Annotated in this window: 15 protein-coding genes; 7 read left to right on the top strand and 8 right to left on the bottom strand. The window is 54.0% G+C overall.

Going from position 1 to position 24,142, the window contains the following annotated elements:
- Positions 1-331 precede the first annotated feature (331 nt).
- From RID21_RS26285 to RID21_RS26275, 3 genes are all read left to right on the top strand, one after another.
- On the top strand, positions 332-664 hold the full coding sequence (locus RID21_RS26285; protein WP_350194121.1) for a hypothetical protein: 333 nt from the start codon (positions 332-334) through the stop codon (positions 662-664).
- A 79-nt stretch (positions 665-743) separates the two neighbouring features.
- Positions 744-2,123 (top strand): hypothetical protein, encoded by a 1,380-nt coding sequence (locus RID21_RS26280; protein ID WP_350194119.1) that lies wholly within the window; start codon positions 744-746, stop codon positions 2,121-2,123.
- A 29-nt stretch (positions 2,124-2,152) separates the two neighbouring features.
- Positions 2,153-3,493: a hypothetical protein gene (locus tag RID21_RS26275; RefSeq protein WP_350194117.1), complete on the top strand. Its 1,341-nt coding sequence runs from the start codon at positions 2,153-2,155 to the stop codon at positions 3,491-3,493.
- Here RID21_RS26275 and RID21_RS26270 read toward each other — a convergent pair.
- Complete coding sequence (locus tag RID21_RS26270; protein WP_350194115.1) at positions 3,456-7,685, bottom strand: DUF7133 domain-containing protein; 4,230 nt, start codon at positions 7,683-7,685, stop codon at positions 3,456-3,458. The two genes, RID21_RS26275 and RID21_RS26270, sit on opposite strands and share 38 nt — an antisense overlap.
- An 82-nt stretch (positions 7,686-7,767) precedes the next feature.
- The gene (locus RID21_RS26265) at positions 7,768-8,361 is read right to left on the bottom strand and encodes a hypothetical protein (RefSeq protein WP_145042567.1); all 594 of its coding nucleotides are present in this window, start codon (positions 8,359-8,361) and stop codon (positions 7,768-7,770) included.
- Between the two features lie 732 nt (positions 8,362-9,093).
- Between RID21_RS26265 and RID21_RS26260 the strand changes: the two genes are divergently transcribed.
- Entirely contained in the window at positions 9,094-9,927 is an 834-nt protein-coding gene (locus RID21_RS26260; RefSeq protein WP_350194483.1) for a class I SAM-dependent methyltransferase, read from the top strand.
- A gap of 140 nt (positions 9,928-10,067) precedes the next feature.
- Here the strand turns inward: RID21_RS26260 and RID21_RS26255 are convergent, their stop codons facing one another.
- The 3 genes from RID21_RS26255 to RID21_RS26245 all read right to left on the bottom strand — a co-directional run bounded on the left by RID21_RS26255 (position 10,068) and on the right by RID21_RS26245 (position 14,704).
- Positions 10,068-11,555, bottom strand: coding sequence for an AAA family ATPase (locus tag RID21_RS26255; RefSeq protein ID WP_350194113.1), 1,488 nt, complete (start codon positions 11,553-11,555; stop codon positions 10,068-10,070).
- Between the two features lie 69 nt (positions 11,556-11,624).
- Positions 11,625-13,346, bottom strand: coding sequence for a DNA polymerase/3'-5' exonuclease PolX (gene polX, locus RID21_RS26250; protein ID WP_350194111.1), 1,722 nt, complete (start codon positions 13,344-13,346; stop codon positions 11,625-11,627).
- Between the two features lie 131 nt (positions 13,347-13,477).
- Entirely contained in the window at positions 13,478-14,704 is a 1,227-nt protein-coding gene (locus RID21_RS26245) for a hypothetical protein (RefSeq protein ID WP_350194109.1), read from the bottom strand.
- A 672-nt stretch (positions 14,705-15,376) separates the two neighbouring features.
- Here RID21_RS26245 and RID21_RS26240 point away from each other — a divergent pair.
- On the top strand, positions 15,377-16,396 hold the full coding sequence (locus tag RID21_RS26240) for a tetratricopeptide repeat protein (protein WP_350194107.1): 1,020 nt from the start codon (positions 15,377-15,379) through the stop codon (positions 16,394-16,396).
- Between the two features lie 339 nt (positions 16,397-16,735).
- Positions 16,736-17,749 (top strand): GTP cyclohydrolase FolE2, encoded by a 1,014-nt coding sequence (folE2, locus tag RID21_RS26235; protein ID WP_350194105.1) that lies wholly within the window; start codon positions 16,736-16,738, stop codon positions 17,747-17,749.
- Here folE2 and RID21_RS26230 read toward each other — a convergent pair.
- Entirely contained in the window at positions 17,746-20,121 is a 2,376-nt protein-coding gene (locus tag RID21_RS26230; protein ID WP_350194103.1) for a hypothetical protein, read from the bottom strand. The two genes, folE2 and RID21_RS26230, sit on opposite strands and share 4 nt — an antisense overlap.
- Positions 20,122-20,474: 353 nt before the next feature.
- Here RID21_RS26230 and RID21_RS26225 point away from each other — a divergent pair, with 353 nt between their 5' ends.
- Entirely contained in the window at positions 20,475-21,326 is an 852-nt protein-coding gene (locus RID21_RS26225) for a 3-keto-disaccharide hydrolase (RefSeq protein ID WP_145442178.1), read from the top strand.
- An 899-nt stretch (positions 21,327-22,225) separates the two neighbouring features.
- On the opposite strand, the gene RID21_RS26220 is transcribed toward RID21_RS26225, so the two are convergent.
- Both RID21_RS26220 and RID21_RS26215 read right to left on the bottom strand, forming a co-directional pair.
- Positions 22,226-23,518, bottom strand: coding sequence for an NAD(P)/FAD-dependent oxidoreductase (locus RID21_RS26220; protein ID WP_350194101.1), 1,293 nt, complete (start codon positions 23,516-23,518; stop codon positions 22,226-22,228).
- A gap of 55 nt (positions 23,519-23,573) precedes the next feature.
- On the bottom strand, positions 23,574-24,110 hold the full coding sequence (locus tag RID21_RS26215) for a hypothetical protein (RefSeq protein ID WP_145189307.1): 537 nt from the start codon (positions 24,108-24,110) through the stop codon (positions 23,574-23,576).
- Positions 24,111-24,142 lie beyond the last annotated feature (32 nt).

Below are 24,142 nucleotides of genomic sequence, written 5' to 3'. Positions count from 1 at the left end.
CCCTGAAGACAGAGTTCTGGTCTGTGATTTTCGACAGACAAGGAGCATGGGAGTGGTTATGGAAAGCGATAATTATTACTTCAGCAGTACACGCATGGCGGGCGATTGCAGCTGGAACCTGACTCAGGATCAATCCATGAGCCCTTCAGGAGTCTATCTGGTTGATTCCAGGAACCAGGTGAGTGCGTGTCCTTTGACATCGCGAGGGGAGTTTGAAAGCATCCGTCCGGATTCCATTGTATTCAAGCCGGCCGTTAACTTCCTGCAGGGAAATTATTGTCTGCCGGTGATGTACCTTGTCAGAAAACAGGACCTTTCGCGACTGAACGAGGTGAATACAACCAGCCAGTATTCTGTCGTAGCGAATAAAAGTCCTGGTAATTTTATATTCAATCCTGCCAGCGCGTCGCAGCGCACGGGGTCTGAATATTCTTTTGGAGGTAGTAGGGCTGAATTTCGCACCTCAGTGGTATTGATCCCATTTAATGACCAGGCGGAAACTTACGATCCGAAAAAATCCCTCTCACTGCTGGATTATATTTCTCAAAACGAACAAATATCCGGGCTTGAATTGAAGCAGACGTTGAATTATTCCGCGAAGCCAGATCAGAAGAACATCTGGGAAATCAATTTGTCAGAACTCGATAAGGCCTTTGAAAAGTAATTCCCTCGAGAAAAAATCCGTCTGTCTGACAATAGAAACAGAAATGCCCTTTATTTAGCAGTTATACCCGAAACACACAATGACCTGGCCTGAGATCAGTACAGAAGACTTTCCGGCGCGACGCGATGACGAACCGTCGTCATTGCGGCAGGATATTATTGATGAACTCAGTGACCATTTTGTGTGTGCCTTGAATCGGGAGTTGTTAAAAAATCCGGATGAACAAGTCGCCAGACAGCGTGTGTTAATTCAGTTTGGGGATCCCATCAAAGTGGCCCGCCAACTCTGGCTGGATGAGATGAAGGAGAAGATCATGTCACAACGTATTCTGACCGGGGTCGCTGTGGCGATGGCTGTGTGCGGCTTCATCGCGGTGGGGCTGGTCTGGTCGATGGTGCAACAGAATAAACGGGTAAATCTGTTACTGCTTGAGCGGCTGGATCAGCAGGCTTCTCCGTCTGCTAACGAAGCTGAGGGGATGATTCAGATTGGTTTTCAACTGGTGCAGGAGGGGGATCCGCAGAAACCGGCGAAAGGTTTTACCGGCACTTTGACGAACGAGGACGGCAAAGCAGAATCGTTTTCCCTGGATGTTGTGGTTGATGAAACTGGAAAACTCGATTTTGGTCCACTGCCATGGGGAAAGTACTATCTGAAGCTGCATGCTCCCTGGGATGAAACTGCGATTCTCAAAAGTTTTGTGACAATCCCGGGGCGCGATTATTCCCAGACGATCGTCTGTCCTGACGGTCCGCCTGAAAAAGTCCCGGTGAAATTTCAAGTCCGCTGGCCCGAAGGTCTGGATGCTAAAGAGTGGGTGGTGCTTTGTGATTTTCGATATCCACCAAAGGGGCGGGAACCCGTTCCCTATGTTCTGAAAGGGAGACGCAGTATTCAGGGGCATGTCTGGATGTATGAACAAGATTCCAAGGACCCTCATCACGGAGTTTATCTTATCGATAGTGAGAACCGGGTCACAGTCTGCCCCTTAGGAGCCAGGGGGACTTATCAGGATACTACTTTTGACAAGTTAGACTTTCAGACAGATACTCGTTTGAGACAGGGTGAGTATCATCTGCCTGTTTGCTACCTCCTGCAGAAATCGCTATTACCTCATCTTACAGAGCTGGGAAACCACACTTCTTTTGACATGCTGACCCTGGCTCCCTTCAGCAATCCTTCAATGCGGATTGAAAACAGGGTACGAATCGGGACTGGCTATAGTGCCTTTGTGAATGTGTCAGAGAAACTCAAACTGGGATCGCGACTGCAGGATCGATTAAACGGACCATTGAACAGTCATCGAATAGAACAGATCCATGGAATTCAGCTTCCTGAGCAATCCATGTTCTCCGCTGACACAGGTCAAATGAACGTCTGGGAAATCAAACTTCCACCAGCAGAGATTACCAGTTCTTACCTTGAAAAGGTGGAACATAACTTATCGGGATCGCTCTGAGATTATTCACTGAGGTAGATTAAACACATATGGTCTGGCCTGAGATCAGTACAGAAGACTTTCCACCGCGACGGGGCGACGAACCGTCGTCGCTGCGGCAGGATATTATCGATGAACTCAGTGACCATTTTGTATGTGCTTTGAATCGGGAGTTGCTCAAAAATCCGGACGAGCAGGTCGCGCGGAAACGTGTACTGGAACAGTTTGGGGATCCAATCAAAGTGGCTCGCCAGCTCTGGCTGGAAGCGATGAAGGAGAAGATTATGTCACAACGTATTCTTGTGGGAATTTCTGCTGTGATGGCGGTCTGCTGTATTGCTGTGGTGGGGATTGCCTGGTCGATGATGCAGGAAAGCCGGGCGTTTAATCTGCAGATGCTGGAACAGTTCAAACAGGCACAGGAGCGGTCAGCAGAAGAGTCGTCGGGAGAACTGCAGCCGATTGAGTTTCAGTTGGTGCAGGAGGGGAGCGAGGGGCAACCTGCTGCAGGATTTGAAGGAACGTTATCCAAGCGGGACGGCAACGACACTATATTTACAGTCGAAGCCGTCAGTGACCAAAATGGCCTATTAGATTTCGGAAAGCTGCCCTGGGGGAATTATCTTTTGACACTGAAAGCACCCTGGGGTGAGGAGATGGATTCGCTTAATATTACAACAGTGCCAGGGCGGAGCTTCGAGCAAGCAATAATCTGTCCGTTGGGAGTGCCCGAAAAGGTTGCTATGCAGTTACATGTCAACTGGCGAGAAATGCCCGAGGGGGAAGATTATTATCTGCTCTGTGATTTTAACCGCACCGCTGCGATTCGAATTATTGAACAGACCGGGTGGGTTGTGAAACATTCTCAGACTGATGCTAAGGATAGAATGGTAATTCTGTTTGACGTAAAGAATAACCAGATGACTCGTTGTCCCCTAACGGCAAAGGGGCTTTTTGAAGCTGTTGATCCTTTGAAGTTGGATTGGCGAGCACTTGAGAGAATCAACCAGGGAAAGTATGGCCCACCCGCCATATATCTGATTAAGAAAAGTGAGCTTTCCAGATTATCGGAAATCAATTCATTAAATGAAATTGGTGTGGTTCGGTTGTTTAATGATATTGATTGGGGAATCTACACGCAGCATTTTGGCGGTGTATTTATATCTCCATTTAAGGCCTTTGAGATCGAACACAAATTACTGAATCAACTCGAAATGCAGAATAGTAGTTCTCTGAAATATATTGACGGAACTTTTCACGGCTTCAGCACAAAACAATTCGCCACTTCAAGTTTCTTTGCTTCTACGGATCAACCCAATGTCTGGGAAATCAACATACCCGATCTGTTTCCAATCACTCGGGAATCCGGTTCATTGAGTAGTGACCGGTGACCGGGAAGAGTTTTTCGTCTCCGGTGCCGATCTGCTGGCAGTTGACTTCGTAGACGAATTTTTCTTTGAGTTCGTTGACCTTGAGGCGGACCGTTTTGTGGTCGTCGGAGAGGTTGACTCCTTGGACTTCCACTTTGTACCGGCCGCTGTCGGGGCTGGCGTAGCTGCCGCTCCAGACGCGGGTGTAGCCGGCGATGGTGTAGGCCTCTTTATCGGCGGCTTTTTTCGCATCAACGGGGGAGAAGAATTCGAGTTCGAAGCCGTCGGGAGTCGCACGGAGTTCTTTGATGCCGTTCGGCAGTTTACCGTTCGGAGTCAATTTGACGATCGAGCCAGTGTTGCGTCCGCCCAGCCAGCCACTGTCGTGGATGGAACCGACGTAGATATCCCCTTGGGGACTGACGGCGACCGACATCGGGCCGGTGAAGTTGAACTCATCGGGGGGGACATCGGCGCGGGTGAAGTAGTAGGTGGCTCCCTGAACGGAGTCGCCGACTTTCTGTTGTGTGAAGCGGATCAGGAAGCGGTTGTTGTATTCGCAGCCCAGTCCCTGATCGAACAGGCTGGCGTAGGAGAACTGTTTCGGAATACAGGTCAGGCCGTTCACACTACGGGTCCAGGGATGGGGAACCTGGATCGCGGCGCGGGTTTCTTCGAGGTTTTCCTTGTTCCGCAGGTCGGACTGGCTGGGAACACCGTACGCTTTGCCGGGGATCAGAAAGTTGATCTCGTTAAACGTATTCTGCACGCCCTGCTGGTCGGAGATGAAGATTTCATCTTTGGAGTTGATGGCGAGGCCGGTGGGGTAGCGGAAGGCGTGCCCCAGGACTTCGATGTTGCCGTTATAGGTGATCTTGAGGATCTTCCCCCGCCAGTGAATCTGATCGTCGGGGCGTTTCATCTGGGCGTAATCGCTGCCCAGACCGATGTAGAGATTGCCTTTGCTGTCGCGAATGCAGCCGGAGGCCCAGTCGTGGTAGTTGTCGTTGAAGCCCCAACCGGAGGCGACGATGGTCCGTTTGTCGGCGCGGCCGTCACCATCGGTGTCGGAAAGCCGGAGGACTTCGGGTTTGTGTGAAACGATGATGTCACTTCCGTCCGCGACAATGCCGAACGGAGCGGAGAGACCTTCTTCGAAGAGGATCATCTCATCTTCCACGCCGTCGCCGTTGGTGTCTTTCGCGAGATAGACGTCCCCTTTGAGCGAGGTGAAGATCATTGTGCCATCGTTGCGCCAGGCCATCGCGGTTGGCATGATGCCCCGGTCGAGGGGGAGCCGTACGCCGTCGAAGCCGGGAGCGCTGGTGACTTTTTCCAGCGTCTGGTTCGGCTCGGGTTTGATTTTGACGTCGAGGCCATCGACTTTGAGTTCGCAGAGATAGTTGAGTGTCAGCGCAACGCGGTCCTGTTTGCCGCCGGTCGCTTTGATGTATTCGTGCGAATTATTATCGGAGATGTGCAGCCACTTCTCATCGGGGCGGGTGAGATCGCTGATGGTCGGGCTGCCGATACTTTTCGAGAAGCGGGGACGACCGACGTAAAGGTCGTAACCGGTGGGCAGGTTCGTGGCTTTAATGTCCCGTTGCCAGCCGGATCCCTTGTCCTGACCGCGGAGCGGCTCGAAGGTTTCGGTGACGGCGACCGTCTGGATCTGGTCACCGATTTTGAAATTGAGTTCGTAGTTGAGCGTGATGCGGTTGCCCTCTGAGTCATAGCTGCGGAGGGTGCCGGCACTACCGTTTTCGAGATGCGGGTAGACGACCTGCAGCGGTTCCTTGCCGGACCTGGCGAGGACGAATTCGAATCCGCGGTTGTAGCCGGTGACAATCGGTGTGCCTGCCATGTCCCAGTACCAGCTTTTCCCTTCGGTGCGCTGGCGGGCCAGATCGCCGAGTGTCCATTGGACGAGGGAGAACTGATCGAGGTCAAACAGCAGGTTATGCCCGTTGTCAAAGCCGACCGCGAAGGCGCGGGGCACGTATCCGCCGCCGGTCTCTTTGGGATTGGTGAAGACATCACGGACGATCCGCGCGGGTTCGCCGGCAGCGATGGTAAAGAACTGTTCCACGACGGAGGGGTTCGTGGGGACTTTGAATTCCGGATCATTCAGGCCAAGCCAGATGGCATCCAGCTGACGGTTGATGTCGCCGCCCAGGACTTTGGGGACGCTCTTCTTAAGAGCGGGCATTTCCATGCCGGGGACGATACGCAGCGGGTTGTGAACCCAGCGGAGGAAGTATTCTTTCCGCATGCGTTTACCCAGCATGAGCAGGTTCGAACCACGGGTTCCCAGGGCCACGTTGCGGGGTTTGTAGTCCCCCAGTTCGTGACAGGAGATACAGCTGAAGCCTTTGGCGCCGGTGATGGTCTGACCGGCGATCAGGAGTTGTGCGCGGTCCTTGTCTGACGATTCAACCATGAATCCGGGCTGCCGGGGGCCGTCGTCGGGAACACGGTCGTGCGAGACCAGGTAGCCGAGCAGGGCCTGTTTGTCGGCCTCGGTATGTTCGAAACGGGGCATGCGGACGCGGAGCCAGGGCATGCGGAGTGTCTTCTGTTGACCGCTGACCGCTTCGGCCAGGGCTTCGTGTTTGAGTTTATCGCCGACTGCAGTCAGGGCGGGGGGAATCATGGCTTCGCTCTGTCCGGCGAGGGCAGGATCGAACTTGGCCATCTCACCAGCGATCTGGGTGATGCCTTCGTGCCGGTCCCGTTCGTGACAATAGATGCAGTTCCGCTGCTCGAGAACGTAGCGACCGCGATCGAATTCATTTTCGGGAGAGGGCGCGTGATAGCTGGCGGCTAGATACGCTTTAACGGCATCACGATCGATGGTGCGGTAAGCGGGGCGTCCCTGTTTGAGATCGGGGTTTTCGGCCAGGCAGCTGTTATCCCAGTTGGTGACCGGTTTCGTGAGATCGGAAATCTGCAGGTTTGGTTTTTCGATACCGGGGATCGTGTGGCAGGCGGCGCAGCGGGCCTGGGTGATCAGTTTCTGGCCGGCGTCAATGGTCTGTTTGTCGCTGGTCGGTTTTTTGCCCGTGGGCAGTTTGGCCTGTTTGAGGGCCGCGAGAGCGTATGCGAGCTGTCGGCGTTCGTCGGTACTGAGTTTGACGACCGGCATGCGATGATCTTTGTTGAGCTTCGCGGGATCGGAGAGCCAGTTGAAGAGCCAGGTTTCGTTTCGTTTATCGCCGATGCTGCTCAATTCGCCGCCGCTGAAGGGCTGCTGATTGCCTTTGCCGTCGATGGTGTGGCAGGCCAGACAGCCGACTGAATGCATGAGGATTTCACCGGCCCGTTGTTCTTCATCGCGGGTGGGGGCTTGCTTTGTTTTTTTATCTTTCTTCGGAGCCGGGATCTTTTTCAGCGACGCGTTTTTCGCATTCGCATAAAGATAGGCGGCGATGGATTCGGCTTGCTGCTGGTTGAAGCCGAAGAAAGGCATTTTGGCATGGGCGGCGATGGCATCGTCATTTTGAATTTTGCGGACGAGCCATGCGGGATTGAGGGCGGTGGTGACGTGCGTCAGGTCGGGGGCAGCGGGGCTGGTGGCCTGACCTGAGCGCTGGTGACAGCGGTTGCAGCGATGCGCGTCGAAGTGTGTGCGTCCCCGCCAGATCTGTGCGACCTCGGGGCTGCCTGCTTCCCGGTAGAGAATATTCGACTGAACCGGTTCAAGACCAAACAGGTTCGAAGACCAGAACAGTTGCAGGCGGGCCTCGGGAGCCGTTTTTTTATAGGAGACCTGCAGTTCGAATTCGCCGAAGTTCTGCTCGTATTTGGGACCGACAATCCAGCCGGGCGTTTCGCGTTTGCCTTCCAGGACGGTCTTTCCGTCGATTTCGACTTTGACTTCGCCAACGAGGTACGCGGAGAGCTGATACTCGCCGGGCTGCTTGACCAGAATCAGGCTGGTCCAGTCAGCGGTGAAGTTTCCATCTGGCAGTTGTGGCAGCGGCGCCTGTTTGCCCCAGTCGAAGGCGATATCCGCATCGATCCGTTGAATCTCTTTTCCGCCGGCTTTGTAGGTGGCCAGCAACCCGGGCGGGTAGTCGTCTTCTTCGGGATCAATTTCTTCTGCGATCAGACGTGTCTGACTGAGCGAGCAGAAAAAGATGAGGGATAGAAATGCCAACAGGGGCAGAATGCCCCTGATCCAGGATGAAGGGATGCGCTGGCTGAGCTTCATGTTTTCAGATAATTCAATGGGGCAGAGGGTTTGTTAAGAACCCGAATTAAGTCGCGGGTGAAATAAAAAAATCAGCCATTCGTTATTGTTCGAATGGCTTTTCATCTTTGGCGCTGGCACCGAATGAGGTACGGAGTGCGTCTGCAGCTTCCGCGACAGTTTTGTCGGGACCAGTCAGTTTGAGGAAGTAGTACGCTTTCCCTTCGACGGCCAGGATGACACCCAGCATGCGGGAGTTGGGAACAGCTTCGGTTTTACGCAGAATAGGCGGACCGATGGATTTGTTGTAGGTTCCCGAGATATCAACGAAGACATACTTGCCTTGTTCTGATTCACCCTGGGTGACTTTCGCTTTGCGACCATCGCTGTTGAACTGACCAATCCAGCGGGAGACGTTGGCTGCGATACCACCGCCGGTTCCACCGAAGGATGAGATCACCAGCTCAGCAGGTTCTTTGTCCCCTTTGACGGCGGGGATTTCGAACTGAGCCAGACGGAGTCGGTTGGATGGTGGTGCATTTTTCCAGTCGGCGGGCACTTTGAGAGTGATGTCGTTAACTTTTACTTCGTTGGTTTTTTCGGAAGTCTCGGCTGCATCGGCTGTGCAGGCGTAGATCGCCAGACAAATTCCCAGAACGGAATACAACACTCTGCGGTAGGTGGTGGGTGAAATCATAAAATTCCTCAGATTGAAATCAGGAGCTTGAGCTTACAACGTTGTTAATTGTCCCGCATTTCCTGCTGATTTTCAACTCGGCATTGCAAGAAATGGCGGTCGAGCCTGTTTTTTTGAAATCTGCAGCGATGTTGTGACACGATGTTGCTTAAAATCAACACGGTTGAGTGGTTGTGGCAACTTTGAGGAGGGGAATGCTTGAGGGGGGGGAGTGACGGCTGGTGCCTTACGGCTTTGTATTATGGTGCTGGATCTATATTCGACTTTTTTTATGTGGTAGTACGCGTGAGCTGCGACCTCCTGTTCGCTGCGCTCACCCCGGATTGCATCCGGGGCTACCCTTTTTGAATTGGGTCCGTTGGAAATATGATCAATATTCGTTTATCGCCAGGCGGGCGGCCACATGGGGCCGCACGCTACGGATCTGGTGAGGCACGATCTGATTTGATGATTAGTTTTCCCTGAGATTTCCTGCTCGCTGCGCTCGTCCCGAATTGCCTTCAGGCGTACCCAGTACCGATTTTCGTCTTTGTCGTGGTCTATTTGATCATCGTCGTAATCCCTGTCATTTGGTAGAATTGCGTTTGTCAGGCGACGACCGCCGAGCATCAGGTGTACGGAGTTGCCCCTCTGCTGCGAACCTGGGGGCGGCTTTGCTGTCTTTCCGATGTTGGGAGCCCCCCTTGGACACTTCACGAACCTGACGACTTAGTGAGAGGGCACTTGAATTTTATGAACAATTCTGACCGTCAAAAATCGATCCTTCTTCCGGAAGCGTACCAGCACTACAACCAGATTGATGAAGCCAGTCGTCTCACCGGAATCGGCGGCCAGCTTGAACTGCTGCGTACACGAGAACTCATGCGTCGGTTCCTTCCCGATCCGCCTGCTACTATCATCGATGTTGGTGGCGGTGCAGGCATTCACGCGTTCTGGCTCGCTGAACAAGGGTTTGACGTTACCTTGATTGACGCCGTGTTACATCACATTGAGACCGCAGAAAAGAACGCTCGAGAGCGGCCGGATGTCTCGATACGCATGGAAGTTGGTGATGCGCGAAGTCTCAATATCGATGATTCTGCTGCAGACGCAGTTCTGCTTTTCGGTCCACTTTATCACCTCACTTCGCGAGAAGACCGCGTGAAATGTATCGCTGAGGCGCGACGAGTCTTGCGACCTGAAGGAATCGTCATGGGGGTCTGTATTCCTAGATTCGCATCCCTGGTTAACTGTCTGTCTCTAGGGGAAGCAGGCAGTTCCGTATTTCGTTCGATTGTCGATACGGACCTGCAAGATGGGCAACATCGCAATCCAACGGATGACCCAACGTTCTTTACTACAACTTTTTTTCATCACCCGGATCAACTGGTTGATGAGTTTAAAGATGGCGGTTTCGAGGTTCAGCACTTGCTTGCGGTAGAGGGGCCGGGCAAACTGATTCCCGATTTGGAAAAGTACTGGAGCATTCCCGAACAAAAGGAGTGGATTCTCGAAGTGATTCGCAAAGTCGAGCGCGAACCGCACCTGTTCGGTGTCAGCACGCACCTGATGGCGATAGGAAAGTAAATCAGCACGGTCGCTACAAATCTGGAGAGGGGGCTGGAGAACGTTCGAGATGTTTCTCTGCCAGTTTCCTGCTCGCTGCGCTCGGTCCGAATTGCATTCGGCCTACACGGGATTGAAATATTAATATGCTTCGGGCGGGCTTAGTCGGCGGGGACGCAGCGGTTGTTGGCCCAGTGGCGGAGTTCGGCGATGCGCTCGCGCATGACGACGGCCAGGGGGCGGGTTTTCTGGATTTCGGAGGCAATGTGGCGGTCTTCCAGTTCCGCGTTTTCGGAGAACGCAGCGAAGAGGCCCGACATCACGGCCTGTTCCAGTTCCGAGCCGGTGAAGTCGTCGGCCATCGCGGCCAGGGAGCGGAGGTCGTACTGGTCCGAGTCCCGCTTGCGACGTTCGATGTGGATCTTGAGGATCTGTTCCCGGGAGGCCGCGTTGGGAAGATCGACGAAGAAGACTTCATCGAAGCGGCCTTTGCGCATCAGTTCGGGGGGCAGCGCTGAGATGTCATTCGCGGTGGCGATGATGAAAATCGGATGGCGATGGTCCTGCATCCAGGCGAGCAGGGTGCCGAACATGCGTTTGGAGAGGCCACCATCGGATGAGGAGGCCGATGCGGAAGCGAATGCTTTCTCGATTTCATCGATCCAGAGAATCACAGGGGCCATTGATTCGGCCTGCGAAAGTGCCTGCCGGAGTTGGCTTTCACTTTCACCGATGAATTTCTGATAGAGCATGCCCGGGTCGAGTCGGAGCAGGGGCATGTTCCAGTCGGAGGCGACCATCTTGGCGCAGAGGCTCTTGCCGGAACCGGGGACGCCAAGCATGAGCACGCCGCGGGGAGGTTCGATACCGAACTCCTGTGCCTGGCGGGTGAAGCCGCCGCGGCGCAGTTTGAGCCAGTCCTTGAGTTTGCTGAGACCACCGACTTCTCCCGGTTTGACATCGACGGCGATTGCTTCCAGGCAGCCGGTGGAGCCGAGGAGCGTGCGTTTGGCTTCGATGACATGCGGCAGATCGTTGGCGTTGAGGTCGTTGTCCTGCAGGATGGCGGAACTGATGACCCGTTCGACTTCGCTGCAACTGAGCCCGCGGAGCGTGAGCACCAGTTGTTCCATTTCATGGCGGGTCAGGCGGGCCGTGATTTCGGAATCGCTCTCACGCTTGATGCGGTTATAGGTCTGCTTGATGACTGCGGAGAGTTCGTCGGCGTCGGGCCAGCCGATTTCGTAGCGGACGGTGAAGCGTTTAATTTCATCGGGGAGCGGGAAGGCATCGACGAGGATGAACGTCGACTTTTTGTCGTGGCAGGTCTGCATCAGGTCGCGGAGCATGCGATTGACGACGCTGTCACGACAGTAGGCACCGAGGTCTTTGAAGAGGATGATGTCGGCATCGGTGTTCTGGTGGATGAAGCTCAGTGCCTGATCCGGTTTGCCGCCGGGGACGAGTGCCGGCTTCAGTTTGCCATGATCCGATTTGCAGAGCCCGCTGGTGGCAGACCATTCGTAGAGCGTCATCTTCAGACCGTGGGCGACTTTCTGGACGACTTCCTGGGCCCGTTGTTCATCCAGCGTTTCGATGGAGATGAAAGGATTTCCCGAACGGATTAGCAGTTCCAGCGTGTTCGACATGTGATTGCTTCCTCTGCAGACTGATGACCTGGGCGTGGTAACGGTATCCCGGCAGCAATGGATCAATGTTTAACGCGACTTTTTGAGGAGTTTCTCAAACTGTTTCCAGGTTTTCGTATTCGCGACATCTTTTTTCGTCAGTCCGGCACGGCGGGCCTGGTAGACGCCGTACTGCATCACGTCCAGTCCGCCGACGCTGTGGGCATCGGTGTTGATGACAATCGGAATTCCCAGTTCTTTAGCGCGGGCGGCATGAATGTCGTCGATATCGAGTCGCATGGGATGGGCGTTGATTTCCAGCATGACGCCATGGTCGGCGGCGGCTTTGAGGATCTCACCGTAGTTGAGGTCGGCTCCCGGGCGTTTGCCAATCAGGCGACCGGAGAGATGTCCCAGGATGGAGACATGCGGATTTTGAATCGCGTTGAGCAGGCGTTTGTTGATCTGGTCCTGCGGCTGTTTGAGTCCGTAGTGCAGCACAGCGATGACCCAGTCGGCTTCGCTGAGCACGTCATCGGGGAGGTCCATGGTGCCGTCTTCAAGGATGTCGCATTCGATGCCTTTGAGAATCTGAATGTCGGGAACCTTTTTCTGAACCTTTTCGATTACTTTCCAGTGGGCCCGCAGCCGCTTCGCATCAAGGCCGTTGGCCATCGTGACCCGCTTGGAGTGATCGGTGATCGCGATGTACTGATAACCTTTGGCGAGCGCTCCCTCGGCCATTTCCTGAATCGAGGCTTTGCCGTCCGTGGCGGTGGTGTGCATGTGCAGGTCGCCACGGATCTGTTTGAGTTCGATCAACTCGGGCAGTTCATCGTTTTCGGCTGCGGTGAACTCCATGCGATTCTCACGGATTTCGGGCGGGATCCAGGGGAGGTCGAGCGATTTGTAAACCTCTTCCTCGGTTTTGCCCGAGACGAGTTTGTCTTTTTTGAAGAGCCCGTATTCGTTGAGTTTGAGCCCGCGATCCTGGGAGCGGCGGCGGAGGACGATGTTGTGTTCCTTGGAGCCCGTGAAGTAGAGCAGGGCGGCACCGTAGGATTCCTCGGGGACCACACGCAGGTCGAGCTCCAGTCCGGAATTGAGCCGCACGCGCTGCTTGGTATCGCCGCGCGCGAGGACCTTGCTGACCAGTTCATGATCGGCAAGGGCATCCATGACTTCGTCTGGTTCGCTGGACGTGACGAGAATATCGAGATCGCCCACGGTCTCTTTGCGACGACGACAGCTGCCTGCTTCAGAGATGTGCTGCACCGAGTCGAGCTGACCGAGATCGGCGATGATGGCGTCGGACTGGGCCTTGGCTTCCGCGAGCCGGACGCGGTCACCGATCTGGTTCAGCTGTTCGAGACCTTCGAGGATGATCTGTTCGGTCTTCTTGCCGAAGCCTTTCTGTTCTGCGATGACACCGTTCTCGGCAGCCGCCTTGAGATCGTCGAGCGAATGGATGTTGAGTTCGGAGAAGAGGAAGGCGACTTTCTTGGGACCGATGCCGGGGATATCGAGCATGCGGACGACGTCCGGGGGAATCTGCTCTTTGAGCTCTTCGAGTTGCGGCAGTGTGGAGGATTCCACGATGGTCTGAATTTTTTCGGCGAGGTCTTTGCCGATGCCCGGGAGTTCCTGCAGTTCTTTGGGATCGTTGTGGACGATCTCCTGAATCGAGTCGGGCAGGCCGGAGATGGTGCGGGCTGCATTGCGATAGGCCCGGAGGCGAAATGGGTTGGCTCCCTGAATTTCCAGGAGGTCTGCGAGTTCCTCAAACTGACGGGCGATTTCAGCGTTTTGCATGTTCCGAATCCGGATGAAGGTCGTAAATGATGTGCGGGTTTCTCTCCTGTTACAATAACGTGACCGGCGCATAAAAAAAGTGCAAGGCGGTGAAGCACTTGCACTTTGTAAAAGTCGGTTGCTGTCAGCCTTTAGTTGCTGGCAACTTTGGCGGTGTCATCGATGGCATACCAGCCTGAGTTCGAAGGAACATCCTGCTTGGCGATCTTTGGTGCAGAGAAGTGAGCACGGATTGTCAGGCGATCTGCCCGTGGTGCTGACTTCCAGGTGATCTTCTGATCGAGATTCAAAGGACGCACACGTAGAGGAGGCAGGTGGTTGGTTTCCTGTTCCGCTTTGGGAGCTTTCTTTTCCGGCTGAGTGGTCGGAGCGGCCTTTTTCTGCGGGATGGTTGATTCTGGCATCTTACCGTCCGGAGTTGGTTTGAAGGCCTTGTTGTCCGGAGAACCGAACAGATCGTCGTCCGATTTTTTCTCAGGGCCGAAGCCGGGCTGAGAGGGCTCGGGACCGAAGCCGGGCTGAGAAGGTTCTGTCCCGAAGTTTGGCTGTGCGGGAGGATTGCTGCTGCCCGGCATGGGAGACTCAGTAGCATCCCGTTTCAGCGGTTCTTTGAAGAGGTCTTCTGCTTCATTGCCCGGCATGGGAGTATCCATGGGGGTTTTACGATCGTAACGACGTTCACCGAAGCCGGAATCTTCCACGTTGCCGCCGGGGTTGCCGGGATTCATGGGCTCTTCGGCATAAGTTTTGGGAGGAGTGCTCTCAATTTCGCGGGGTTCCGGAACCTTGGCACCGTTGGTGGTGTTGTTGGGTTCGGGAGTCGGTGTGCTGGCACTGGCCGGAGGATAGGAGACGCCACAGTTGCCTGTGCTGCATCCGCCCATGCCGCAGGCACCGGTTGAGCAGCCACCCATTCCGCAAGGGGAACAGCAGCCTGCAGCTGGACCGTATCCGACAGTGGAAGCATACATGTTGCCGCCACCATTAAAGTTGCGGTAGCTGACGCCGACAGCCTGCGGGTTGTTGATCAGGTACCAGCGATAAGCGGCGCGCGAGCTGCGACGTGCTGCAGCGCGGCTGGTGCCGCCGTAGTAGCTGGTGTAACCGTAACCGGTGTTGGGGCCACAGCTGTTGCAGGAACCCGTCATGCCGTAACTGCCGTAATTGGTCGTGTAAGGAGCGGGTGCATATCCGGCTCCGTAGTACATCGGACCATTGCGGCTGGGACCAAAAATGGCGTTGTAGGTCCAGGGAATGATCCCGGCAGAAGATTCAGGAACAGAAACCAGACTGACCGCCAGCAGACAGCCAGCCGTCAGACACACTTTTTTCAGATTCACTTTTTTGGAAAGACTCATCATCCATTCGACCTTTTTAAAATCGAGCCACACTGTTGCACGACCAGGGGCAGAAAGCCATGCCGAAAGAAGACGTAGTCCATCACGCCAGTTTCTCTAAAGTTCCAATTGTATCGAAAGTTTCGAGTAGCTAATCCTTTAGTTACCCTGTTGTACCCTGCCAATCGTGCCGATGTCAATGATTGTGATCGCTACGCGGGTCGGATCAACTAAGTTTTTGCGCGATAATTTATAATGATTCGCGAATGTCACTATTTTATCTAAACTGCAAGGTTGCGTGATCAAACATGTTCCGTAGGAGATAACGCTCTCAGAAGTTTTCTGAAGCGTGTCTGGCATTAACGGATTTGGATAAGTTGATGTGAGAAAAAAACTTATCGAAATCCAGATTCCCTCCGACCAGGAGCAGTGAGCGAGGGGGAACCTTTCCGGCGCGCCGGCGCTGTTTCGAGGTGAGTTCCTCTACCCGGAATCGGCGGAAAATGGTAACTTGCGCAGTCCGCGACCGGTCGAGACAGGGGTTATGGGCTGATTCCTGTTTGCGAAACTGGATGTGATGTACTGGTCTGTCGGTCAACGAGTGAAATGGATTTCATGCGTGGCACTCCTGAAAACCTGTTCTCCCTGGTCAGAGCGTTGTCGTCTCTGAGTCAGAGAGGGTGCGTCCCGGGAATGTGCTGCTGGTTGTGTCTGCTCATGCTGACCGGTCCGGGTTGCTCTTCCTGGAAACAGAAGATGGCGATGCGGGACTCGGAATCGCAGGAACTGGTAGAACAGGTTCGCGTGGCGACCGAGAGTGGTCGCCAGGAGCAGGCAGCGGAGCTGTTGAAACGGGCGGTGGCCAACAACCCGAACAATGCGGCAGTGCGACAGCAGCTCTCCGAGTTTCTGATTGCCAACGGTTATTCGGAAGAGGCCATCCAGCAGTTGCAGCGGACGACCGTGCTGGACCCCGACGATCCCCGGCCTTATATCGATCTGTCTTATCTGCTGTATGAGAAGAAGCAGTATACCGACGCGCTCAAGAACCTGGAGCTGGGTCTGAACCTGGATCCGACCAACATCCGGGCCCTGATTTTAAAGGGGGAACTGGAAGAGCTGGCCGGTCTGAACGGGACAGCGATCGAGACTTATCACCGTGTATTGCAGGTCGACCCCTACAACATCGTTTCCCGTTTGAAGCTGGCGTCGCTGGAAATCAAGATGGGCGAGCATAACCGGGCGACGCCGATCCTGCGGCCGATCTGTCATAATAACAGTGCGACCATCGATCAACGGGCCGAGGCACAATGGCTGCTGGGGATTGCATATGGAGCCGACCGTCGGTGGAGTGATTCGGTTGCTTCACTGGAGCAGTCACTCAAGAATCGTAAAGATGTGACAGCCGATGACTGGTATAGGCTGGCGTACGCCTGTCTGCAGGACGACCAGATGGAGAAGGTGTATCCGGCTGTGACACAGGCGTTGACGCTGAATCCGATGCATACTGAGACCAATCGCCTGTCACATTTTCTGACCCAGCAGAATCAGCCAACGCAGATCCAGCAGGCCTCCATGTATACACCTCTGCAACAGCCGGGCTTCATTCGTCAGGCACCACAGCCAATTCCGATTCAAACCCTGACGCCTCCTCAAGGCTGGGAGTGGGCTGCGCGCGGACCTGAAGCGTCGGATCTGCAGCGACTGCCATAGACGGAGAGCATATGTCTGAGGCTGTGGATCTACGGCAGAGGGCATTCTGTTCAGATCAAGACGTCAACTGTCGGCCTGAGCGGCGTTGATTCGGGGGAGAAATGGTCCGGAGTGTCTGGAATTGCTTTTCGCTGTAAAATCAGCAGAAATCAGGACCTAAAGCAATAAATCAGGTTCGTTTATCGAATTTTGAGACTTGAAAAAAGAATCAGGCGGACTAAATGATATAATGGCAAGGTTTTGCTATAGTAACCGGCAGCACCTGAATCCCATTAAGAATAGAACAATCTTTAGTGAACTCGACGTTTCACCTGAGACTGGATGATGAAAGACGTTTGCATGTTTGAATTTGTATCCGATGTACTGAACCTCAAGCAGATGGATTCTGCAGAGCAAGGCAGACAACCGCTTTCTTCCGCTGGTGCAGGTGTGACTCCGATTTCTCGAGTTTTACCCGATGTTGCCAATGAATCAGAGCCTCATATCGGGGGGGCTCTGGATCGGGTAGGGATGTCGGGCGTCGAGCTGGTGCTGCGTCTGCGGGATGCCGCCGGTGAAGTCTTCCGGACCCCGGCCCGGGCCGATGCCGCCGTCAGCCTGGATAACGAGCGTGTGAAAGGCATTCACATGTCCCGTCTGTTCCTGAGCCTGAACAATCGACTGGCAGACGCGGAGCTGTCGATGTCTGTGGTCAACGAGATCCTGCAGGACTTCGTCAAGACGCATGCCGACATGAGTTCGAACAGTTACCTGACTCTCAAGTACGAGCATTCTATGAAGCGGCCCGCGCTGCTTTCCGATCATTCCGGCTGGCGGGCTTACCCGGTGACGATTCAGAGTGCTTACCAGCAGGGCCAATTCCGCCATCAACTGACGGTGCAGCTGACTTACTCCAGTGCCTGCCCCTGTTCGGCCGCGCTGTCACGTCAGCTGATCCAGCAGGCGTTCGAACGGTCCTTCGGCGACCGGAGCGAGCTCTCACATGATGAGATCTTCGAATGGCTGGGCACGCCGGACGCGATTCTGGCAGTTCCTCACAGCCAGCGCAGTCATGCTGACGTGACTGTGGAACTGGAAGAGGGAGTGGACGAGTTCCCCATCGAGACGCTGATTGATTACCTGGAACGGGTGATCGCGACTCCGGTGCAGACCGCAGTCAAACGCGAAGACGAGCAGGAATTCGCCCGACTGAACGGTGCGAACCTGATGTTCTGCGAAGACGCGGCCCGCAAACTGAAAGCGGCCCTGGACAGCTACGAGGGTGTGAAAGACTTCCGCGTGGAGATCAATCACCTGGAGAGCCTGCATCCACACGATGCTTCGGCCGTGGCGAGTGGATCACGATCGGTTTAATAGACTTCCCCACTTTGCTCTGGAGGAAACGGCTGTTCCAGAAATCGTTGCTGATTTTTATCTGCCTGATTTCTGATCCGCGTCATAGTATCAGGTTCGGCTACAATTTCGGCGCGCAGGGCTTCGATTTCTTGCCGGGCAAAATCTGAATCGGCCATTTTTCTATAGTGCTTCAAAGTCTTTTCCTCGTTTGGTTTCAGCACTGCGGGCGTGACGACGAGATAAACCAGGGAAAACGGTAATGCGGCCCAGAGACATGTTTTCGCCAGTGTTCTCCCTGCATGGCAGAGGGTGATACTTTTACGATTTTGAAGTAGTTCGGAAAATCCTCCCTCAACAAATCGAGCCTGCCTGTTCAGATACCAGGAGCAGAAGAGCGAGAGGGAGATCACTGCTGCGAAGACTTCTCCAGCGAGCCAGTACCAGACCAGCCAGATCTGACTGGCGGTTGAGTCGTACAAGCCATAATTATACTCTGGGATTCCCACGATAGCGTACATGCCCAGAATATTTCTCCAGGTAACAGGGTACAGGGGGTCTATCAGGTTAGCCGGGATCTGGTACACCCTCGCCAGGTTTAAACCGTAGGGCATCACGATGGCTACGAGGAGCAGGACCAGTCCACAGATAAGCAAAGACACCGTCGTCGAATGTAGTTTCTTGCCAAAGAAATTTCTTGAATAACGCAGGGAGAGCACACCGAAGAGGAGCAAGACTGCAGCAATTGCAACGATGGTCGCCACAGGAGTTTGAAACCACAAATGGTAGAGGTTGGTGAACTGAGAGACGAATAAAACCAGAATGGACATTAAGCAGCACAAGGCGAAGAGCTCTGGCCAGGGAATCGAAAAACCGGCGTGAATCAGATACAGGAAGCCCAGGATGATCAGGAAATATCCGATCCAGTACAACCATCGTAGAGAGAGGTATTGCAGCTGAAGTGGTATTATTTGCGCGGGGTATAATCCCCAGAATAACAGACTGATTCCAATTCCGGAAAGGCAGCAGATTAAGGGCCGCCAGAATCCCATTGAGACGAATTCCGGGTTCGGATCGCGTTTCCCAAACCAGCTTAAACCACCGAAGAGTAGTGCGCTGGCAAGAGTGATGAAAACCAGATTAAGAGAGGTTGCCGAGAGCAGCGCTGACTGAAAAAAACGAGTTGAGTCGATAGGATAGGATTCCTGAGTTTTGCGGTTCAGGACTTCTTCATACTCGTACATTTTCAGAAGTGACTGGCTGTGATCATGTGAGAGCTTTTTGTATTCAGCGGGGGTGAGCAGTCCAGGGTCTGCTTTATGCAGGTTTAATATCTTTACAAGTCCGTTTAATTCAAAGACCTGTTTCATATCTGCGAAGTAATAATAGGTATTCTTTTCGGAAAGCTGTTGCGAAATGTGCAGTAGATTGCGTGCTACCAAGGCAGCAGATTCGTAATTCTTTTGTCGCTCTTCAGATAAAAATTCCTGTTCCAGAAATCGTAACAGCTTCACCAGAAACTGTTGGTCTCTTGCCTCACCTTGTCTGCTCTGTACTAGATCCAGTTGCTGGTCCAACAGGAATGAGGTATGAGACAGAAAGGCGAAAGTTTCAGCATTACCAGTATATGCGGTTTCCAGAAATGTTTTTTTTAGTCCTGCCTGGAGTCGTTTTTTTGCGTGTTGATATTTCGATGAATCCAAGATTTCGAATTTCTGTTCCCCAGTCTGCTGGCTTGAAACGGACCAAAAATAGATGGCTGCCAGATAATCGTAGAGAGCATTCTCCGGATCGTGTCTGGCGCATTCATCGAGGATTTTCTGCCAGTTTTCCTGTCGGGGGATGAATCTGTAATAAGGCGGAGTGTTGGCGTTGTATCGAAGCTCAAACAGGAGCATCGCCCGGTTGCGCCAGACGTCTTTGTTTTCAGGGGCGAGTCGTATTGCCAGCTTGCTCTGGTTCAGGCAGGCTTCACGGGCGACTGGTTCAAAGTCATCCCCCATCGCTTCAAGTGTTTCTCGCTCCCACTCCTGGTCGATCAGTAGCAGGTAAGTTAAGCTGCGTTTATCAAAACGGGCAGAGTAGTAGTGCCTGTCTTTATAAAGCTCGCAAGGAGAATCCAGCATCCAGGCCGCTCCCAGTGCCACCTGCGGGTCCTGTTGCGCTGTATCTATTTCTCTGGTTTGCGCGACCCAGTAAGTGGCTTGTTCCGCGGGCGTCTGATAAGGGACAGGAATTTCCCAACTGGTGAGTGAGAGTATCTGCTGGCGCCATTCATCGGCGAGGAGCCTCCAACTATCAGCGGAGAAGCCCAGTGTCCAGAGGAGCCGAAACAGGAGCAGGAGGAAAATCAGGAGCAGGCAAGCGAGCGGCCAGCGGGGACGAAATTTCATGTGATTTCCGGTACGTAATGATATCTGGCTAGCTGATGATGAATTCTGTCGTGAGCGGTACTGACAACTTCGCAGAATCTGAATCCATGAATCGCTGGCCAAGTCTTTCTAGAGCTAGGATAACAGTGATTGCCTGTTCTGGTCAAATATCTCCTGTGATAGTTTGGTCAGATGATTCTGTTTTGATTCAGTTGGCCAGTTTTTTGATGTTCCTTCTTGCGTCTGGTCACGGCATTCAATAACTTAATTTTATTAAAGAAAATACTTTTGTCAGGCCCGTACGCGGGCTGTGAGCAGCACATGGCCGGGGCTCGGGGCTTTGGAAATGTGCTCCAGTTCAGGAAAGCGCAAACATGGTTTTGAAACGACTCCTCTCGATCACCTGTGTCTGTCTGGCTGCTGTCTGTACCGTGGGAGCAGAGGCAGGGGACAAAGTGGTCACGCCGAAAGATGGTGTGATTCATCTGTTTAACGGCAAGAACCTGGACGGGCTGTATGTCTGGAACCGGGGAACCGAATATGAAGATCCCAAGCACATCTTCACGGTCAAAGACGGCATGCTGCACATTCTGGGTGACGGCTATGGCGGCCTGATCACCAAGAAAGATTACCGCGATTACCATATGGTTATCGAATTCAAATGGGGCGAAAAGACCTGGGGTAAACGGGAAGACCGTGCCCGCGATTCGGGCGTGCTGATTCACTGTCATGGTCCAGACGGCGGTTATGGCAACACCTGGATGGCATCCATCGAAGCTCAGATCATCGAAGGTGGCGTGGGCGATATCCTGGTGCTGACTGGTAAAGATCCCAAGACAGGCGAAACACTGCCGACTTCGCTGACAACCAGGATCAAAAAAGACCGTGACGGCGAAAAGGTCTGGGACAAAGATGGTGAAGAGATCACCCTCAGCTCCGGCCGGATCAACTGGTGGGGCCGTGACCCTGACTGGGCTGACAAAGTCGGTTTCCGTGGTAAAGACGACGTCGAAAGCGAATTCGGCGAGTGGACCCGGATGGACGTCATCTGCGACGGCGGCAAGATCAAATACCTGGTCAACGGTGTGGTCGTGAATGCCGGCTACAACGCCAAGCCCGATCATGGCAAGCTGCTGGTGCAGACCGAAATGGCGGAAATGTGGGTTCGTAAATGGGACCTGTATCCGCTGGGTAAAGCACCCGAGTATAAGAAAGACAAGAAATAAGTTCACCCGATTGTGAACTGAGCCCTGCTCCGGTGATGACCGGAGCAGGGCTTTTTTTGTGCGCTGGAGGGAAGTGAGTGGTTCCGGATTTTCATCTGCGGGTGGTGGGTGAGAATGCGTATGATCTGCTGATGATCGTGGCTGGTTTGCTGGTAGTCAGGTCAGGCGTGGTCCCTGCGTGTTTACTTTATTCTCGTATAGTGTGGATTTGCTGTCGAACCGGATTTTATTTAATGAATACAACACTGTCAGTTTCCTGCTCGCTGCGCTCGGCCCGAATTACATTCGGGCTTAGCCGGTATTTTGAGGGGAAGGGGGATCGTTGCTGGAATTGGGATCGGAGTCGACCTTTATTACAGGCGGTTAGCGTCTTGCCGCTCACAGGGAGGATCTATATGGGAATCCATGGGAAGCGGGACGGGGTGGATGGTCGTTCGGCGGGCAGGCACACAGGCACTGCCCCTACGCGCGGTTTTGATTTTGCTGAAGCGCACGGGGAGGTCAAGACAGAATTTTGTCCCGATGTGGCCGGATTTTGTCCTGGTGTGTCCTGGATTTTGTCCTTATTCGGCCGGGGTTTGTCCTGGTCTGCCCTGAACATGGGAGGGAGAACATGGCGAACTGGTGCGTTGGGTTTCAGTGAACAGTCGGTGAAATGCGGTGGGGGTTCAGGTGAAATTGTGTCAGTGGTTCGGGCTGTTCCGGTGCACGCAGACCCGCCTCGCGCGCGAGCCAGAAGGGAACCAGCATACGGTTCGGGGCAGGCGAATCAAGTTCAGTTTATTCAGGTAGCAGGGCCGCAGGGAGGGAATCTGATCAGTGCCAGAATCAGCAGCGATGGAGTATGGGCGCATGAAAAACACCGGTCTGTTGAGTTGTGTGAGAGACCGGCGGGGGAATTATTTCTTCATAGCGACTTCGGAGTCATCGGTCATGGCGAGTTCGGGGATTTCGTCCTGCATAACGGTAAACATCTCGGCGACTTCGGGTTTGAAGACGTCGCCGATGAGGATGTCGACGAGGTTGGTTTTGAACTGCGGATACTGTCTGAGGAAGCTGCCGAAGCTGAACCCGGGAGTGTAGAAGGCATAGACCAGTTTACGGAAGTTCTCGACTCCGGCGCGATAGCCGGGGTACCACTGGCTGAGTCGTTCAACGGAGAAGTCGTCGGCTTCGAAAGCCTCGTTAATGGTGTCGGCGACGAGTTCACCCGATTTGAGGGCCAGGAAGACGCCGCTGGAGTAGACGGGATCGATGAAGCCGAGCGCGTCGCCGGCGAGCATCCAACCCGGTCCGACTGGCTGCGAGGAATGGTAGGAGAAGTCCTTCGTCGTCATGAATTCGGTGTCGGGCTGGGCATTCTCCAGGCGACGTTTGATGGCCGAGCAGCGTTCGACTTCCTGCCAGAAGATGTCTTCACTGGTGCCCCGATCTTTGGCGAACATGTAGTTCATGTCGCCGGTACAGCCGACGCTGACGACGTTGTCGGGGAGCGGAATGTACCAGAACCAGGAGTGTTTGCCTTCGGTCTGCAGGATGATGGTGGCGCCTTCATCGATGCCTTCGTCTCTGTGGGCATTTTTGAAGTGAGCCCAGACAGTTCCTTTGCGGAGCACCGGATCGGCCTGCTTGAGCTTGAGCCGGTTGACGATGAAGGCGGACTGCCCGCTGGTATCGACGACGAGTTTAGCTTTGATCTCGCGGGTTTCCTGACTGGGAAGTTTCACCCGGACGCCGGTGACCTGTTCTCCCTCGGTGAGCAAGTCCATAACCTGGGTACCGGTGCAGATGGTGGCTCCCTGTTTCTGTGCATTGTCGGCGAGCATCTGATCGAACTCGGCTCGGAGGACCTGCCAGGTCTGCGAGCTTTCGTGGTCTTTGTATTCGTGGAAGTAGAAGGGCATGGTTTCGACACCTTCATCGGTGACGAACTGCACGCTGAATTTTTTGGGGAAGGCGGTCTGTTTGAGTTGTTCGACCAGTCCCAGTCGTTTGAGGGACCAGAAGGTCTCCGGAATCAGCGACTCTCCGACGTGAAAGCGGGGGAAGTGAGCCCGGTCGACGATGAGGGTTTTGCGCCCCTGTTCGGCGAGCAGGGCTCCGGTACCGGTACCGGCCGGGCCGGCCCCGATGATGATCACGTCGTATTCGGTTTCGATTTCAGGCTGTTCTGTTGTACTCGAATCAATCATGGAAAGCCTTTGTCTCTACAGTTGAAAGGACCGTCTTGTGTTGTGAGTTAAGGAGTTATAGCAGTGGAGCCGAAACTTCCAAGAGGTCAATTGCGGGTTGCTGATTACAAAAAATGGTCGCCAGGCGTCCATAGGTTACCTGGCCGGGTTCAATGTGCATGACATTGGCGAGCCCCGGTCCGGCGGTGATACGGAGGACGGCACCTAAGTCTACGTGTCGTAATACATTATGATTGATCAATACGCGTCCCAGAGGGATCTGGCCTGCGAGGATTTCGTCCTTAACGGCCTGGGTGACATAGTCGAAATTGAACCGCACGATGCCGAACTGGACCACCTGTTCGGTGCCTGTTTTGACGAGCAGGATTTTTCGGCTGTATACATTTTCATCGAGTCTCTGATCCAGCACGATGACGTCGACGGGGGATTTGTGATATTCCTCCATGGAGATGGTCATGTGGTGGTAATGCGCGAGCAGGGATTTGTAAGGCTCAGGAGTGGTCGCGGAAGAAACGTGTTCGGCCCGTTCGAACAATCGTTGTTCGTTCGGGAACAGTTTAACAAGTGCATCGAGTTCGTCTTGTGGGTTCACTTGGTCATAACTTCTTTAATTCAGGGGAGGGT

It is taken from the genome of Gimesia sp., assembly GCF_040219335.1.
Lineage (GTDB): Bacteria > Planctomycetota > Planctomycetia > Planctomycetales > Planctomycetaceae > Gimesia.
Note: the sequence above shows the minus strand (reverse complement) of the source record. Positions and strands in the feature narration are given on the sequence as shown.